Source organism: Neobittarella massiliensis (ex Bilen et al. 2018) (assembly GCF_014269355.1).
GTDB classification, from domain to species: Bacteria; Bacillota; Clostridia; order Oscillospirales; family Ruminococcaceae; genus Neobittarella; species Neobittarella massiliensis.
This window is the reverse complement of sequence record NZ_JACOGI010000001.1, coordinates 1505778-1521893: the sequence shown is the minus strand read 5'-3', so window position 1 is coordinate 1521893 and position 16116 is coordinate 1505778. Positions and strand designations below refer to the sequence as shown.

The 16116-nt window shown below is 59.6% G+C and carries 15 protein-coding genes and 2 other RNA genes; 15 read left to right on the top strand and 2 right to left on the bottom strand.

Features of this window, described 5'->3' with window-relative positions; all coding sequences use genetic code 11:
- Positions 1-124: 124 nt before the first annotated feature.
- Entirely contained in the window at positions 125-820 is a 696-nt protein-coding gene (locus H8K20_RS07000) for a DUF4190 domain-containing protein (RefSeq protein ID WP_186487903.1), read from the top strand.
- Between the two features lie 208 nt (positions 821-1028).
- On the opposite strand, the gene H8K20_RS06995 is transcribed toward H8K20_RS07000, so the two are convergent.
- On the bottom strand, positions 1029-2261 hold the full coding sequence (locus tag H8K20_RS06995; RefSeq protein WP_186487902.1) for an RNA polymerase sigma factor: 1233 nt from the start codon (positions 2259-2261) through the stop codon (positions 1029-1031).
- Between the two features lie 182 nt (positions 2262-2443).
- Between H8K20_RS06995 and H8K20_RS06990 the strand changes: the two genes are divergently transcribed.
- The 14 genes from H8K20_RS06990 (at position 2444) to H8K20_RS06925 (ending at position 15203) form a co-directional block, all read left to right on the top strand.
- Positions 2444-5413 (top strand): hypothetical protein, encoded by a 2970-nt coding sequence (locus H8K20_RS06990; protein WP_186487901.1) that lies wholly within the window; start codon positions 2444-2446, stop codon positions 5411-5413.
- Positions 5414-5588: 175 nt separating this feature from the next.
- Positions 5589-6026: a hypothetical protein gene (locus tag H8K20_RS06985; RefSeq protein ID WP_186487900.1), complete on the top strand. Its 438-nt coding sequence runs from the start codon at positions 5589-5591 to the stop codon at positions 6024-6026.
- 42 nt (positions 6027-6068) lie between these two features.
- Positions 6069-6746, top strand: coding sequence for a metallophosphoesterase (locus tag H8K20_RS06980; protein ID WP_186487899.1), 678 nt, complete (start codon positions 6069-6071; stop codon positions 6744-6746).
- A 125-nt stretch (positions 6747-6871) separates the two neighbouring features.
- Positions 6872-6971, top strand: an RNA gene (gene ffs, locus H8K20_RS06975) — signal recognition particle sRNA small type.
- 95 nt (positions 6972-7066) lie between these two features.
- Complete coding sequence (gene dnaX / locus H8K20_RS06970; RefSeq protein WP_186487898.1) at positions 7067-8821, top strand: DNA polymerase III subunit gamma/tau; 1755 nt, start codon at positions 7067-7069, stop codon at positions 8819-8821.
- A 4-nt stretch (positions 8822-8825) separates the two neighbouring features.
- On the top strand, positions 8826-9173 hold the full coding sequence (locus H8K20_RS06965; protein WP_407938507.1) for a YbaB/EbfC family nucleoid-associated protein: 348 nt from the start codon (positions 8826-8828) through the stop codon (positions 9171-9173).
- 6 nt (positions 9174-9179) lie between these two features.
- Positions 9180-9779, top strand: a complete 600-nt coding sequence (gene recR / locus H8K20_RS06960) for a recombination mediator RecR (protein WP_105205553.1) — start codon at positions 9180-9182, stop codon at positions 9777-9779.
- 78 nt (positions 9780-9857) lie between these two features.
- Entirely contained in the window at positions 9858-10325 is a 468-nt protein-coding gene (smpB, locus tag H8K20_RS06955) for an SsrA-binding protein SmpB (protein WP_154865198.1), read from the top strand.
- Positions 10326-10421: 96 nt separating this feature from the next.
- Positions 10422-10771, top strand: a transfer-messenger RNA (tmRNA) gene (gene ssrA, locus H8K20_RS06950).
- Between the two features lie 178 nt (positions 10772-10949).
- The gene (locus H8K20_RS06945) at positions 10950-11495 is read left to right on the top strand and encodes a hypothetical protein (RefSeq protein ID WP_186487897.1); all 546 of its coding nucleotides are present in this window, start codon (positions 10950-10952) and stop codon (positions 11493-11495) included.
- Positions 11496-11874: 379 nt separating this feature from the next.
- Entirely contained in the window at positions 11875-12069 is a 195-nt protein-coding gene (locus H8K20_RS06940) for a hypothetical protein (RefSeq protein ID WP_178089639.1), read from the top strand.
- Between the two features lie 277 nt (positions 12070-12346).
- Positions 12347-13297 carry a tRNA glutamyl-Q(34) synthetase GluQRS gene (gene gluQRS, locus H8K20_RS06935; RefSeq protein ID WP_186487896.1) on the top strand — a complete coding sequence of 317 codons (951 nt, stop codon included), beginning with the start codon at positions 12347-12349 and terminating at the stop codon, positions 13295-13297.
- A gap of 154 nt (positions 13298-13451) precedes the next feature.
- The gene (locus H8K20_RS06930; protein WP_186487895.1) at positions 13452-14750 is read left to right on the top strand and encodes a galactokinase; all 1299 of its coding nucleotides are present in this window, start codon (positions 13452-13454) and stop codon (positions 14748-14750) included.
- A 108-nt stretch (positions 14751-14858) separates the two neighbouring features.
- Entirely contained in the window at positions 14859-15203 is a 345-nt protein-coding gene (locus tag H8K20_RS06925; protein ID WP_105205558.1) for a TIGR04076 family protein, read from the top strand.
- A 129-nt stretch (positions 15204-15332) separates the two neighbouring features.
- On the opposite strand, the gene H8K20_RS06920 is transcribed toward H8K20_RS06925, so the two are convergent.
- Entirely contained in the window at positions 15333-15683 is a 351-nt protein-coding gene (locus H8K20_RS06920) for an ArsR/SmtB family transcription factor (RefSeq protein WP_105205559.1), read from the bottom strand.
- Positions 15684-16116 lie beyond the last annotated feature (433 nt).

Sequence of the window (16116 nt, the reverse complement as noted above, 5' to 3'; positions counted from 1 at the left end):
ACACATACTATCTATAAGCGTGCGCAGCAGTGGGCGGTGACCTGCCGCTGCGCATTTTTCTGCCCCGCCCCAACCGTGGGCGCAGAACTTAGGCAGAACTGAAAGGGAGAGGAGCGCACAGCATATGGCCAGATTTGTTACGGAGATCGCCACCGGCAACCCCGATGACATGATCCGCTTTATCGCCGAAGACTTTTTTGCCAAAGAGGGCTTTGTCCTCACCAGCGACGGCGGCCAGATGGTCTGGAAAAAGGGGAGCGGTTTCTTTACCGCCCCCCAGTATATCCAGATGTACTTTCAAAACGGGGTGGTCCACCTGGAGGCCTGGCTAAAATTCGCCATCCTGCCCGGTGTGTACGCCGGTGAGATGGGCCTCACCGGCTTCTGGGGCTTTGCCGTCAAACAGCAGCTCAAGGGCCGGGTCGATATGCTGCTCTACCTGCTGCAGCAGCCTAACCCCGCCGTGGCTGCCACTGCCGCCGCCAGCTCGCCGGGCTGGGGCCAGCAGGCGCCGGGGGCAGCACCCGCCGTGCCAGCCGACCGACCGGCGGCCCCGCAGCCCATTCCCGTGCGGGTACACGACCCTGTAGACAAAGCCAAGCTGGCCCTGGTCACCGGCATCTTCTCGCTCGCCGCCGCCTGGTTCATACCGCTGGCGGGCGTCGTGCTGGGGGTGGTGGCCATACCCGCCGGCAATGTGGGCCGCAAGTCCAGCGCTCAAAATATCGGTCTGGCCGGCTTTATCTGCGGTATCGCCGGCACGGCGCTGTCGCTCATCATCTGGCTCGCACGCCTGATCAGCATGTTCAGTTACCTGTAGCGTATAGCGGGCAGCCGGCAACTGCGCTGTGCGCTATGCGCTATGCCGTTTAAAGGCAGCTGTCCTGAGCAGGAGCAGCACGTATGCTGTTTTTTATGGAACGGACTGTCTATCAAAAATAAGGGAGCAGCAGCCCGCTGTCCGACGGCGGGCTGCTGCTCCCTTATCTTATCGTCAACGGGGCCTCTGGCAGCGGGGGCCGGTCCCGTCAGTCAAACTCCTCATGTACCACCACTCGCCGCTGTACTGCATTGCCGGCCAGATCAGCAGCGTGCAGCTGGTAGTCTCCCGCCGGCAAAGAAAAGCCGTACTGGCAGCCCTCCTGCCAGACAGGAGCAAATACCCGGCCATCGGCCCCCACACAGCTGATCTGGTCTACGCCGCTGCCCCCGTCGTCGACGGTGAGCACGGTATCCCGTCCCCGCACGCCCACCTCACTCAGCACCGGGGGCTGTGTGTCGATGCAGTCCACCTGCAGCGCAGCGCTCCGGCTGCGCCCACTGGCGGCGGTAGCCGTTACGGTATAGTGGCCATTCTGTGCGATCTGCAGTAAAAAACGGCCGTCTGAAACCTGTTGCAGCGGCATGATCTGCCCGCAGCTGTCGGTCGCCACCACCGTTTGGGCCGCTATCGGCCCCGATATCTGTATCTGCGCTGTGAGCGGCGTGTTGCGCAGCAAGGTGCTGTCGGTCTCCATCTGTACTCGAGGGCTGCCTGCGAAGTACAGCCCAGCAGCAGAGAGCGCCGCCGCCCCGGCCACAGCTGCCAGTACTTTGGCCGGGTCAAAGTGAAAGTGCCGCCGGCCGCCGAACGGGCCCCCTGCGCTTATACCAGATCGCCGCAGCCCCAATCCCAACAGCCCGGCGGGTACCACTGCTCCCAGCTGCCCGCGCAGCTTTTTGAGTGCCGCCCGCAGCGTGCGCTTAACGGTGCTCTCAGATAGGTGGGTCGCTGCGGATATCTCCCGCACCGTCAGTCGCCGGTCGTAGCGCAGCAGGATGAGCAGCCGCTGCTGGCTCTCCAGTGCGGCGCAGGCCTCCCGCAGCCGTCGGTAGGTATCGCGCTGTTCAGCCTGCTGCTCGGGCAGGCTCACGCCCGCGTCCGCCTCCTGCCACTGTCTGTCCAAGATCGCCTCACACAGCGGTACGGCGGACCGGCGACGGGCTCGGTCTACATGCTGGTAACACTGCAGCTGGGCGGTGCGGTTCAGCCAGGCGACCACCGTCTCGGGGCGCTGCAGCCCGTCCAGCTTTTGCCACAGCAGCAAATAGGTCTGCTGTACGATGTCCTGCGCTGCCTCCTTGTCCCCCAAAAAAGACAGCGTGCGGTAATACAGCGGCAGTACAGTGGCGTGATACAGCGCCTCAAAGGCGGCGCGGTCGCCCTGCCTGGCCCGGCGTACCAGTTCGCCCAGCTCCTGATGTGACTGTGTCGATGACATAGAGATCCCCCCGGTAACGGCCGCCTGATTTATACGGCCTAACTCACAAGTAAGTATACCATCCCCGCTATCGACAAAAAAGGGCAAAATTTGGTGACCCGTTTTGCCCCCTGAGCGGACTTAATGATAAGGCTTCTTGTAAGCTGTGCTGACACAACACAAAAAAGGAGAGGATAGTCACCATGAGACACAAAAAAGTCCGCCATCAGCGGCCGCCGCGGCAGCTGATGTGCGCAGTGTTGGCGGCAGTGCTGTTGTGGGGCAGCCTGTCGGCGGTACCGCTCATAACGAACGAGGTGCGGGCGGCGGCCGCCGTCACGCAGCTGGAGGATCTCTTTACCCTGCGCGAGACGATCGGCTCGCCCACCCAGGTAAAGGGCAATCAACTCACTCTGGCGCGCATCGACACGCTGCCCCATTATGTAGAAAATGGTCTTACCAACAGCTCGGTAGGCGGGGTGATCACCAAAAAAGCCATCCCCCTCACCGCCGACTGGCAGTTTACCGGCACCTATCAGGTAAATGTGCCCCCGTCAGCCGCCTCGGTCGATACCGGTCTGGCCCTCACGCTGATGAAGTCCCCGCAGGCCAACGAGGGGTTTACCGCCGCCATCTCGCCGGCTGTTCGCAACGCCGAAGGTATAAGCGGCGAGGGCAGCCTCCTGCGCTTTGCCTACCACACCGACTTTGCCACCGGCATCTACGATGAGTGGGATCGGCAGGAGATAGAGCCGTCCGCCTTTGCCCCGCAGGGCGATCTCATCATCACCTATACGGCGGTCGACCGCACGCTCACCATCACCTGTGCCGGTAAGACCATGTCCTCCAGCATCGACCATCAGGGCAGAAAACTCGAGGACGAGGCCTACCTCTATTTCTGGGGCGTCACCCATGTCAGTCTGGACGTGCCCCCCGCCGCCGATAACGCGCGGGTAGAGGCAGAATTTAAAAATTTTGGCTTTTCCAAATACGATCCCGGATTTTTAAAAATGCAGGTCACTGCACCGGCGTCTGGAGAGGTGCTCAGCGGCCAGGTGGCCCCCGGCACACTGGTCAGGGTAGAGACCACTGTGCGCAATAATTTCCAAAATGGCGCCGGCGGAGATCCGGTCGACTGCCATCTGCAGATCAGTGCCCTTAACGGCCTCGACTACCTCACCGGGGCCCAGGGCCAACAGGTGACGGTGGGCGGCGCGGTCTACAGCGGCGATCCGGCCGCGCTCATCGCCCCGGGCGGTATCCCGGTCACCTGCCCGCAGGCACCCGGCACCAAGGTCACCTTTTTGGCCAGAGTAAGCAGCCGCGTACAGGGTAAGGCCAGCCTCACCCAGCAGCTCACCGACGACTTTTTTGGCGCCGCCAAAGAGGAGAGCATCCAGCTGGCTTTCGCCCCCAAAGAGCCGGTGGCCGGTGACCCGGATAATCCTGCGGCCCCCTGTGACTACCGCATGAATCCCCTGGGTGAAAACGGCTGGTACAGCGGCGACCGCCCGGCCGGGCTCACCTTTTATCCCAGTGCCGATTACGACCGCTTCTATGTCGAGGATGCGCTGCTCCCCGGTACCAACAGCTGGCGCGATGATGCACAGACATCCGGTAAGAGCATATCGCTGCAGGCCGGCCACAGCGACTCCAATAAGCCGGTATCGGCTATCGTGCAACAGCAGTATCGGCAAGACAGTCAGCCCCCCACCGCCTCTCTCACCGCCGATCACAGAGGTATCGCGGCGGCGGACGAGCGCTCCGGCCTGTGGCGTATACAGCGCAGAAATACCGCCGGTATCTTTGATGACTGGCAGGTATTCGCGCTGCAGGATGGGGTCGGCCCATCCGGGCAAACAGTCTTTCTCCCCAACGGTATTTACCGCGTACTCGACGCGGCGGGCAACGCCGGCGGCCAGCTCTCCGTCAGCGGCACCCGTCCGCCCGCTGTACAGCGCCCCGACCCCGGCTCGGTCGGTCCCGCCGGCCCACTGTACGATCCCACCGTATCACCGGTCCCGGCGCCCGCTCTCACCGTCGACCCCAATACGGCGCTCTGCCACGACACAGTGTACGAAAAGGTGCGCCAGCGCACCAGCCGTTCAGACCCGCCTTTTGGCGGACATCTCACCGCTGCCGGTGCGCAGCAGATGATTTACTACCGCTATCAGATCACCGCACAAACGCAAGACGGCGCCATCAGCGGCAAGCTGGTGCTGCTCGACGGGTTGGGCCGCGACATCACTACGGCCGGTTTCGACACCGTCCAGCCCGGCCGCTGTACCATCCTGTATCGAGCTGCCGACAGTCAGGGCAACACCACCACCATCCAGCTGGATTATCAGCTGCTGCCCAGCGATATCCCGGTAGTCGACTACCCCGAGGACGGCGTCGATTTTGGCCCGGAATTGCCCGAAAATGCGGTGGTGCCGACCCCCGGCATCCAGGTAGACCCCGACACCGGCGCCCAGCACGGAACACTGCGTGACACAGTCACCGAGTCGGTGGCCACCCCGCCTCTCTATGGCGGCCACATCAGTGCCCAAACAGCCCGGCAGCTGCTTCACAGCCGCTACCGTTTCACCTCTCTGCTGCCCGATGGCTCGCTCACCTTTTCGGCGGTGACCATACTCGACGAGCGCGGCGCCGACATCACCGCCACCGGTATCGATACCACCCGCCCGGGCCGCTATTTTCTGTTGTGTACGGCGACCGATTCTGCCGGCAACAGCCTTACGGTATCCCTCGCCTACACCTTAAAGCAGGGCACCATCACTGCCGAGGGGGAGACCGGCGGCCAAGGACCCGGCGATGCACCGACCTATAAAAAAGGCGGCAGCCAGGCTCCCAACACCGCCGACAGCGCGTTCTCAGCACCTGCGGGCAGCTGCCGGGTGCAGTTCTACCTCTGGCTGCTGGCGGCCCTGGCCGCCCTCTTCACCGTCCTGCGGCTGTGTCAGCTGCACGGCAGAGGTGCCGCCCGGCGCACGAAAACTGCCATAGGGGCAACTGACCTGCTCTTTTATGGCAGTGTGCTGCTGGCCGCAGGCCTGCTCTTGGCCGCCGGGATCTGCAGCTATGACCTGCCCGCTTTTCTGGCGGTGCTCACCGCCTGCGCCGGCGGTGCAGCGGCACTGGCAGCTGCCGGCCGCCGCGCCGCCGGCCGATAGGCCAATCCCATAAAAATAGCAGCTCCTGGGTAAAACAGGGCGGCGTGGTGATCTGCCACGCCGCCCTGTTTTTAAAAAGTCTTGACTGCACACGAATGTAGAGGTAGTATTTAGTCAGTCAGTTGACTGACTAAATACAGGATAAACAGATAAACAGGGAGAGAGGTCGGCAGAAATGAGGAAACAATTGGCTCTGAGCAGGACCGTTATGCTGGGTATGCGGGAGTACCGCGCCCTGCTGTACGGCGAAGCGCCTGTGCAAAACGGCTTTATCGTGGGGCTTGCCTACAACAACTTGCAGCCCGATCTGGGCGATATCGACTGGGTCCGGGTAAATTTGTACGAGCGCGAATTTTTGGCCAAGTACGGCGATGCGGGCACACAGAGGGTCAAAACGACGATAAATATCCGGGCAGATGTGTCCGCGGGGCTGGAGACCCTGCGCGCAGCACTGATCGAGGAGAACATTTTCGGCACCGCGCGGATATATCTGCCCTTTGTGATAAAGCTTTTGATCCTGGGGGCGCTGCTGCAGGCCAAAGGCGCGCTGCCGCTCAAGGCAGATGGCCGGCACCCAGGTGCTGCCCAGCCGTCTGGACGGGCGAAAGAATAGAGTGCTCTCACCTTTGTGGGGCGGACGGGGGGGGGGCAACTTATGACCTATGTGATGTCGGACGTACACGGCTTTTATGACAGGTATTCAGCCTTTTTGCGCGGCGTCTCTTTCTGTGGCGCAGATAGGCTCTACATCGTCGGCGACCTGCTCAACAGGGGGAGCGACGGCATACGGCTCCTGCAGGACGTAATGGGGCGAAAAAATGTGACCGCCATTTTGGGCAACCACGAGTACATGCTCCTGCCCACTTTGCAGGAGCTCTCATGCAGCGACCCGCAGTCACAGAGGGCGGTCATCAAAAGCGAGCTGTCCACCATGCCCATCGGCCAGGAGGACACCCTGCTGGATTTTTGCCGCCAGGACCGGACCGAGCAGCTGAAGCTCCTCGCGTATATCCGCTCCCTGCCGCTGTATCAAAAAATAGAGGTGTGCGGCAAAAAGTACCTGCTGGTCCACGGCGGCCTGCCGGATTTTAGCGATATGGATATGCACTACTACACCAGGGAAGAGCTGCTTTTTGGGCCCCATGACTTCTGTGCCGGCCACTTTTCTGGCACCACCACCGTTGTCGGCCATTTGCCCACCCGCTTTATTCCCGGGGCACAGCCGGACGAGATCTTCTGGGCAAACGACAGCATCGCGGTGGATTGCGGCCTGGGCTTTGGCGGGCGGCTGGGCGTTTTGTGCTTAGAGACAGAAGGGGCGCTCTACTTTTGACTGCCGTCGGTCGGGTCCGGATCGGCGGGCAAAAACCCGCCTCTGGGGCTTGTGTTTTGGGGACAGATATGCTAAACTATCACTGTTATGTAAGGCAGGGCAAACGCGCACCTCGATATGCGAGCATGCGGGTCCTGTGCGACAGGGCACCGTGAACCATGTCAGGCGGGGAACCGAGCAGCATTAAGCGGAATTCTCTGTGTGCCGCAGATCAACCTGTATGCCCGCATATCTAGCTGCGCGTGGCCCTGTCTTTTTTGTACCCATTTGTCAAAAAACACCGCCCCCGCCGGGGCGCCGAGAGAGGGGAGAACACGCCCGTGTACCTGGCACTCTACCGCAAATATCGCCCCCGCACCTTCGACGACGTGGTGGGCCAAGAGCACATCGTCACCACACTCAAACACCAGGTGCAGACCGGCAAGCTCTCCCACGCCTACCTGTTTACCGGCTCCCGTGGCACCGGCAAGACCACCTGCTCCAAAATACTGGCCAAGGCCATCAACTGCCCCCACGTGCACGACGGCCAGCCCTGCGGCGTGTGCGATATCTGCACCGGTATCGACGGCGACTCCATCACCGACGTGGTCGAGCTCGATGCCGCCAGCAACAACGGCGTCGACAACATCCGCACCCTGCGCGAAGAGGCCTACTTTGTGCCCACCCAGTGCAAAAAGCGGGTGTACATCATCGACGAGGTGCACATGCTGTCCATCTCCGCCTTCAACGCCCTGCTCAAGATCATGGAGGAGCCGCCGGAGCACGTGGTGTTCATCCTCGCCACCACCGAGATCCACAAGCTGCCGGTCACCATCCTCTCCCGCTGCCAGCGGTTCGACTTTAACCGTATCACCGCCCAGCAGATCGCCGACCGCCTGCAGTACATCGCCCAAAAAGAAGGGGTCGCACTGCCGTCCGATGCCGCTATGCTGCTGGGCCGCCTGGCCGACGGCGGCATGCGCGACGGCGTCTCGCTGCTGGATAAATGCATCTCCACCGGCGAAGAGATCACCCTGCAGCTGGTCAAAGACCTCTGCGGCGTGGCCGACAAGAGCCACGTGTTCGATCTGTACGACTGTGTGCTCGCCGGCGACGTGTCCGGCGCCATCCATCTGCTCGACGATCTGGCCGCCCACTCGGCCGATATGGGTCGCCTGGCGCAGGAGATGCTCTCTCACAGCCGCGACCTGATGCTCTGCAAGGTGATGGCCGATTTCGATACCGTCACCGCCTGCGCCCCCGACGAGCGCGACCGCTATCTGCAGCAGGCAGCCGGTATCGCCCCCGAGCAGATGCTCAGCTTAGTACAGGCGGTGGCCGGTGGCTGCGAGCAGGTCGGCCGCGCGCAGGACCCGCGCATTGCCCTGGAAATGCTGCTCATCTCTCTGTGTACGGCAGGGGGGCAGTTCGGCAGCCAACAGTCGGTCCCCGCCGTTTCGTCGCGCCCGGTCACTGCCGCGCAAAATACCGCCCCCGCCGCCAGCCCGGCCCCGGCTGCTCCCGCGCAAAAATCGGTGTCATCGGCTCCGGCATCTACAGCGACTGCTCCGGCACCCACCGCACAGGCCGCCCCGTCGCCCGAGCCGGACGACTGGCAGGGCATCATGAGCGCCGCCCCGCCCCCGTCCGAGGAGGAGATGGTTGCCCCGCCGGTTGCCGCCGCGCCCCCGGCCCGCCCGTCACCGGATGTAGAGGCCCCAACCCCTCCGGCTGCTGTCCCCGACAGTGCGGCGGATGGGGCGCTCACCGCTTTCGAGCCCTGGTCCCAGGTGCTCGCTGCTCTGGGCGACTGCAACAAGCTGGCGTACACGGCGCTGCAGGGCTCTCAGGCCTATCTGTCCGGCGACGCGCTGCTGCTCATCGACTCGAAAAACGAGCTGTTTTTAACACTGATGCGCTCCAGCACCCAGACCAAAAAAGATATCCGCCAGGCATTGGTCCAGGTGACCGGCCAAAACTACCGCCTGGGCCCCTACCGCAGCGAGTCCCGGCAGCAGCCCACGGGCAATCCCCAATTAGAAAAGTTTATCGAGCACACCCGCGCACAGGGAATACCAGTAGAGATCAAGGAGTAAAGAGATTATGAAAGCCAGACTGCCTAAGGGCTACGGCCCCCAGAACATGAATCAGATGATGAAACAGGCTCAAAAGGTGCAGGAGGAGATGTCCCGTATCCAGCAGGAAGTCGAGGAGACCGAGTTTGAGGTCGCCACCGGCGGCGGCATGATCAGCCTGTCGATCAACGGCAAAAAAGAGATCACCAAACTCGAGATAGCCCCCGAAGTGGTGGACCCCGACGACATCGAGATGCTGCAGGACCTGCTCATCGCCGCCTTTAACGAAGGGGTGCGCCGGGTCGAGGACGAGACCAATACTCGGGTGCAGGCAGTCACCGGCGGCATGAATTTGCCCGGCTTTAATCTGTAAGCCCCCATGTCCTACCACATCACCGCCCTGGACGAGCTGGTAGAGCAGTTTGAAAAGCTGCCCGGCATCGGCCACAAAACTGCCCAGCGGCTGGCCTTTTACGTGCTGGGCATGGACCTGACCGACGCCCAGCTCTTTGCCGATACGATGGTACGGGCCAAAAAGACCATCAAGCGCTGCCAGGTCTGCCAAAACCTCAGCGACAGCGATACCTGCGCCATCTGTGCCGACACGACCCGCGACAAGTCCACCATCTGCGTGGTGGAGGACCCGCGCGATGTGTTTGCCTTCGAGCGCACCAAAGAGTATTTTGGTTCCTACCACATCCTGGGGGGGCTGCTCTCGCCCATGGATGGCATCGGCCCCGAGCAGCTGTTTATCAAACAGCTGCTGGCCCGCCTGTCCAGCGGCCAGGTAAAAGAGGTCATTATGGCCACCCCGCCCACCGTGGAGGGGGAGGCAACCGCCATGTACATCTCGCGGCTGATCAAACCGCTGGGGGTCAAGGTGACCCGGCTGGCATACGGTATCCCCGTCGGGGGCACACTGGAATATGCCGACGAGGTCACGCTGTACCGGGCCCTGGAGGGCCGCAACGAGCTGTAAAGTTGCTTCAAAAGCGCAAAAAAGGGGCGTTTTTACAGTTTGTTCACAATTTGAACAACGCGAAAAGAGGTGACAGCGGTGGAGCAGAAAAAACAGCTGCGGACCATAGCACAGAACAAAAAAGCCCGGCACGACTACTTCGTCATCGAGAGTATCGAGGCCGGCATATCACTGGCCGGGACCGAGGTGAAGAGCCTGCGGGCCGGCAACGTGAACCTGAAAGACAGTTGGTGCGATATCTACAAAGGCGAGGTCTTTTTGCGCGGCATGCACATAAGCCCCTACGAAAAGGGAAATATCTTTAACCGCGACCCGGTGCGCGAGCGCAAGCTGCTGCTGCACAAGCGCGAGATCTACCGCCTTTTGGGCCAGATCAAACAGGAGGGCCTTACCCTCATCCCGCTGTCGCTCTACTTTAAGGGCCAGCACGTCAAGGTGCAGTTGGGGCTCTGTAAAGGCAAAAAACTCTACGACAAGCGGGCCGATATGGCAAATAAGGCCGCCAAACGCGATATCCAGCGCGCTTTAAAAGAGCGCAGCCGATAGCGGAAAAATTGTATAGTGGCATTTTATCAGCCGCTGTGGTATACTAATAAGTGAGTGGGCAGCTGGTGCCAAAAGCTGCCGCTGTACCGTCTTTACGGGGGCGTATTTGGCGTTCGACGGGGACTGTGCAGTACGGGAAGCGAGTAGCGGCGCGGGACCGCTTCAACAATCCGCACCTTAAATTTAAACGCAGATTCTAACGATTACTGCTTAGCGGCTTAAGCCGCTCATCCTCTGTCGGGGGACCACGACCGGCTGTAGGGTGTCACTTTAGTGGTGCACATGTATACGCGAGGGCTTCGTAGCGTATCAGGTATACGAAGATACTGGTTTTTTGAGCTTGGCCATCAGCGCCTGAAACCGGGAATGTAAATGACGGCCTGCACTCGGAGATGCCCGTATGAATCGGTTTTCGGACAGGGGTTCGACCCCCCTCGCCTCCACCAAAAACACCGCATAGATAAGCCATCTATGCGGTGTTTCTTTATGTGCCCACAACTTTTGTCGGCACAACCCCTCATTTGCCCGCGTACATGGTCAAACACCTCCCGGTGCGGATACTTATAGAAAGGATCAAACAGGCTTTTGACGGTCAAAAGCCGCATGCTAAGAGGAGGAGCTAAAATGTACGGGTACACAGAGGACAAGCAGGACAAAAAGGAACAGCAGATACAGGATTTTATTTACGAACACAATTTATCTTCCCTGAGCGAAAAAGATGCCGCTACTGCGCAGGAGATCATCAAAAACCTATCGGGTATCGGCACCTTAGGTCACTTGAACTCTCTTTTGTCGGGAAAATTTGAAGATGTGGCTAAAATCGCTTACCTGCGGGCTATATCAGAACAAAACTGGATCATCATCAATCAACTGGACCGCCTTAACAAAAAACTACTGAAAGCCTTTGATCTGGAAGAGGAGGAGACCCCCGTTTTTGTAAAGCCGGTCACGGTCATAGCCAAAGGTGGGGACTTCACCGATACAACGCTCCTCATCGGCAAAAATCTAGAGCCGGGCAACTATACCATCACTGGCAGCGGCCAAGTCACTTTATATGGTGTAGCCGGTACGGCGCTCTCCAAATCCAATTTATCTGCTGCTCCGGTGAGCATGGCGCTGCGCTCCGAGCAAAAGATTGAGTGTATCGGGCACATGACTCTTCAAAAATAGCGCGCCCAGAAGTACACGAGTCTCCCCTTAGATCGCTTAGTTGGAGCAGATCAAATAGCTGATGATCTGTACAGATATGGTCGTTCCCGCAAAGCTGCGGGAAAGCTCTTTTACATAGAATACGTCGAAGGATAAAGGAACTATTATACAGTTTTCGACAGACTGTGACAATCGCCAACAGAAATTGTAAAATATTGGTAATAATAAGGGTAGTCACAGGCATCTGTCTGCTGTAAAATAAAGATGCGTTTTATGAGTGTATTGTCACCTGATATAGCAAGTTCAAAAGATACAGCTTTATACGTGTACAGTACCCAAATATTAAAAACAACAGACAACAGCACTCAAACGGCAATCTATGTATACCAAGGAGGACACCGTGCGAGGAATCGAACTGAAAGACTATAAGCACCGGCCGGCAGAGGATCTGGTGAGCGCTATGGAGCGCGCGCTGGGCCAGCCTTTAGATGATAAAATGCAGCAGGTCTTTTTAAACTGCGCCCAGGCGCTGCTCGGCGCATACCATCAGGGCGTGCGCGACGGCCAAGAGCAGAGCCGTACCAAAAATTGTTGATCGACGGCGTCATCGGCTGTCATCGTGGCCGGGGTAGGTACTGCTTGCCCCGGCCACACTTTATATCACGGCGGCAAAACGGCACTTTTCCCTTACAACCCGGCAATCGGGCAAAAATGCCCCGTATTTACACTTTAGTAACAACTTTGTTGACACGCCTATGCCCCTTATTTTATCATAAATAGAGTGTGTTGGCCGGCGCTCGCCTGGCCATGACCGCACCCAAAAATGCTGTGCATACATGCTGATAATTGCTTACTGGAAGGGGAGATGTGCCATGTCGAGTACCGTAGTGGGCCGCTTCGCCCCCACCCCCAGCGGCAGGCTCCACCTGGGCAACCTGTTTTGCTCACTGCTGGCGTGGCTCTCGGCCAAAAGTCAAAATGGGCGGGTGTTGCTGCGCATAGAGGATCTCGATACCCAGCGCACCAGCGAGCACTACACCCGTCAGCTGCAGCGCGATCTGCATTTCTTGGGGCTCGACTGGGATGAGGGCGGCGACTTGGGTGGCCCCAATGGCCCCTACTGGCAGTCACAGCGCAGCAGTTACTACCAGCAGTGTCTCGATACATTGTCATCTATGGAGCTTACCTATCCCTGTTTTTGCAGCCGCGCCCAGCTGCATGCCGCGCAGGCCCCCCACCTGGACGATGGGCAGGTACTATACCCCGGCACCTGCCGGGACCTTACACCTCAGCAGATCGCGCGGCGTACGCAGCAGCGCCCACCGGCAGTGCGGCTGCAGGTGCCAGATCGCACGATCTCATTTACCGACGGCCATTACGGAAAGGTCCATCAGCACCTACCCACCCAGTGCGGCGACTTTATCCTGCGCCGGTCTGACGGGGTATTCGCCTATCAGCTGGCAGTGGCTGCCGACGATGGCGCCATGGGGGTGACCGAGGTGGTGCGGGGGCGAGACCTGCTCTCGTCCACACCGCGCCAGCTGTGGCTGCTAAAACTGCTGGGCTTTCCCGCGCCCCGTTACGCCCACACGCCGCTACTGCTGGCCCCGGATGGGCGGCGGCTGTCAAAACGCGACGGCGACGTGAGCTTGTCCGCCCTGCAAAAAAAGGGCTATACGGCAGCTGATATCATAGGCCGGCTGGCTTGGCTGGCCGGGCTACAACCAAGGCCTCAGCCGGTTCTGCCCGCGCAGCTGGCAAAAGATTTCAGCTGGGACAAGGTGCCGCACGAAGACATCCTGCTGCCGCCTGACCTGTTTTAGCGCCGACGCCACAGCTGCCAAAATACAGCTAAAATAGTCGGCAGCCGATTATCCATCCGGCCCAGTATGTACCAGCACATGCCCTATAGGACCGGTAGTGCCTTTTAACCGCATCATATCTCGGAGTCAGAGCCAAAAGGGGAGAAATATGAGCATGACCTGCCCAACAGAGCTATATGATAAATTGTCCGCCGGCGCATATGATCGGCAGTTGGCCACACTGTACGGCCCGCAAAAGAGCAGCGCGGCACGCAAACGAAGTCGTTCCCGTGCCCGGCAGGTGGTAAATGGATTTTTACGGCTGTGGCCCCAGCTGGCTGGTGTTCCTGCTGCTCTTTTTAGCTCGCCTGGCCGCACCGAGCTGGGCGGCAATCACACCGACCACCAGGGCGGGCGGGTGCTGTGCGCCAGCGTCGATATGGATATGCTGGCCTGTGCGGCCCCCAACGGCACGAATACAGTAGAGCTGTACGCCGAGGGGTACGGTCATTTTTCGGTCGACCTGTCTGATCTGTCTCCACGCCGGGAAGAGCTGGGGACGACCGCTGCTCTGGTGCGTGGAATGGCAGCCGGATTTGTCCAGGGTGGCCACCCCGTACAGGGGTATTGTGCCTACGTTACCTCCAACGTCCCAGCGGGTTCAGGTCTCTCTTCCTCGGCGGCTTTAGAGGTCCTGCTGGGCGTGATACAAAACCACTTGTTCTGCAATGACATTTTGTCTAATACCCGTTTGGCGGTGCTGGGCCAGGCGACAGAAAATCGCTATTTTGGCAAGCCCTGCGGGTTGATGGACCAGATAGGCTGTGCGGTGGGCGGTACCATAGCTATCGATCTTGGTGACCCAGAGCTGCCGCGCATCCGGCAGATAGATTTTGATTACACAGCCAGCGGCTACCAGCTGTATATCATCGATACCGGCTCGGATCACCGCGACCTGACCGATGCCTACGCCGCCATCCCCGCAGAGATGGGGCAGGTGGCAGCCTTTTTTGGTCAGCAGGTGTTGAGCCGGGTGGAGAGAGACGTATTCTGGCAGTCTATCCCCATTCTGCGGGCAAAAGTGGGCGACCGGGCGGTGCTGCGGGCCATACACTTTTTTGAGGAGAATGCCCGCGTGTGCCTACAGACGGCGGCACTGTCCGCTGGTGACTTTGAGGTGTTTTTAAAGCTGTGCCGGCAGTCCGGTCGCTCCTCGGCTATGTATTTGCAAAACAGTACCGTCCCGGTCGCCCCGCGGCATCAGGCAGTGATGCTGGCGCGGGCAGTGGTGCAAACGCTGCTCGGTGATCGAGGTGCCGTGCGGGTACATGGCGGCGGGTTTGCCGGCACGGTGCAGGCCTTTGTACCTATTGATATAGAAGATACTTTCACCCGCACCGTTCAGTCGGTATTCGGTTCGCACAGCTGCCGTCTGCTGCATATCCGCTCGCAGGGCGGTTGTGTGGTGGTATGATCGGCTGATGAGAATGTGGCCCTAAATGAGTGGCTGTATTGCCGCCCGTCCGCTGTAGTGCCGATAAGATGGGGATACAAAAAGATGTGTAGAAGGAGGACTGCAAGCATGAACAAGGTAAAGATCACTGTACTCAAAACCACATTAGATGGTGAATTGGCCGCCCAGTACGGGGTACCGGGGCTCTCGGCTTGTCCCATGCTAAAAGCTGGCCAGGTGTTTTACGCCGACTACGCCAAACCAGACGGCCTGTGCGACGAGGCGTGGAAGGCGATCTATCAGTACGTTTTTGCTCTGGCTCACGGTGCTGGAGAAACGCTGTTTTATTACGGCGACTGGATCAAAGAGCCCGGGGTGGCCATCTGCAGCTGCAACGACGGGCTGCGCCCGGTCATCTTCAAACTGGAAGCCACCGCTCTGCCGGCGCAGATGACCTACCAGCCGGTGCGGTAATTATATTTTGGGAAAGCTGGCAAAACAGTGCGGCAAATGCCGGATCGCCACTGCCGCCGGTGCGCCGGAGCTGCCAAAATAAAAAGCCGGGCCTGTCTGTTATGCAGACAGGCCCGGCTATGATCTTCATCATTCACTCGTGTGGTCGAGCCCCATGTTGAGGATCTGACACACGTGGTCGTCATCCAGCGAGTAGAAGATGTTTTTTCCCTCCCGCCGGCTGCGCACCAATTTGGCGCTCTTGAGGATCTTTAGCTGGTGCGACACCGCCGATTTGGTCATGTTCAGCAGCACCGCCAAGTCGCACACGCACATCTCGCTGATCTCCAGCGCCCACAGCAGGCGTATGCGGGTGCCGTCGCCCATCACCTTAAAAAAGTCCGACAGACCGGTCAGCTTTTCCGCAGCGGGCATGTGCGGTGCCACGCGCTGTATCGTATCGGGGAAGATGGCCACACAGTCGGTCTCTCGTGCTTTCATGGGGGCAGCTCCTTTTTTGTCGCGGGCCGCGGGTACGGTCCCGGCCCAAGTCGTGTATCCTATATTGTAGTAGCAGCGGGCGGCAGTTGTCAAGTGCCCGGGGCAACTGGGCCGTGCGTGCGGCCCGCCATGTGGCGCATATCGGCACGCATGCGCTGCCTTGATGTCATGGCAGGGGAGAGGCTTTCTCGGCGAGTAGCTATTGTCGGCAGCTTTTGGTGCACTCTGGCCAAATATTTACAGTGCAACCCCCTGATCCGTTGCCTTTTTGCTCATTTACCAGTATAATCATAAATAGGTAAAACGTACAGAATACGCGCTGCACATCGCGCCAGTAAGGGCTGTTATGCGGCAATTTGCGCCCAGCTACAGCGCCCGGTTACAGCGGTGACGGCACTGCGGCTAACAGAGTCGGGATAAAGGAGACAGTGCG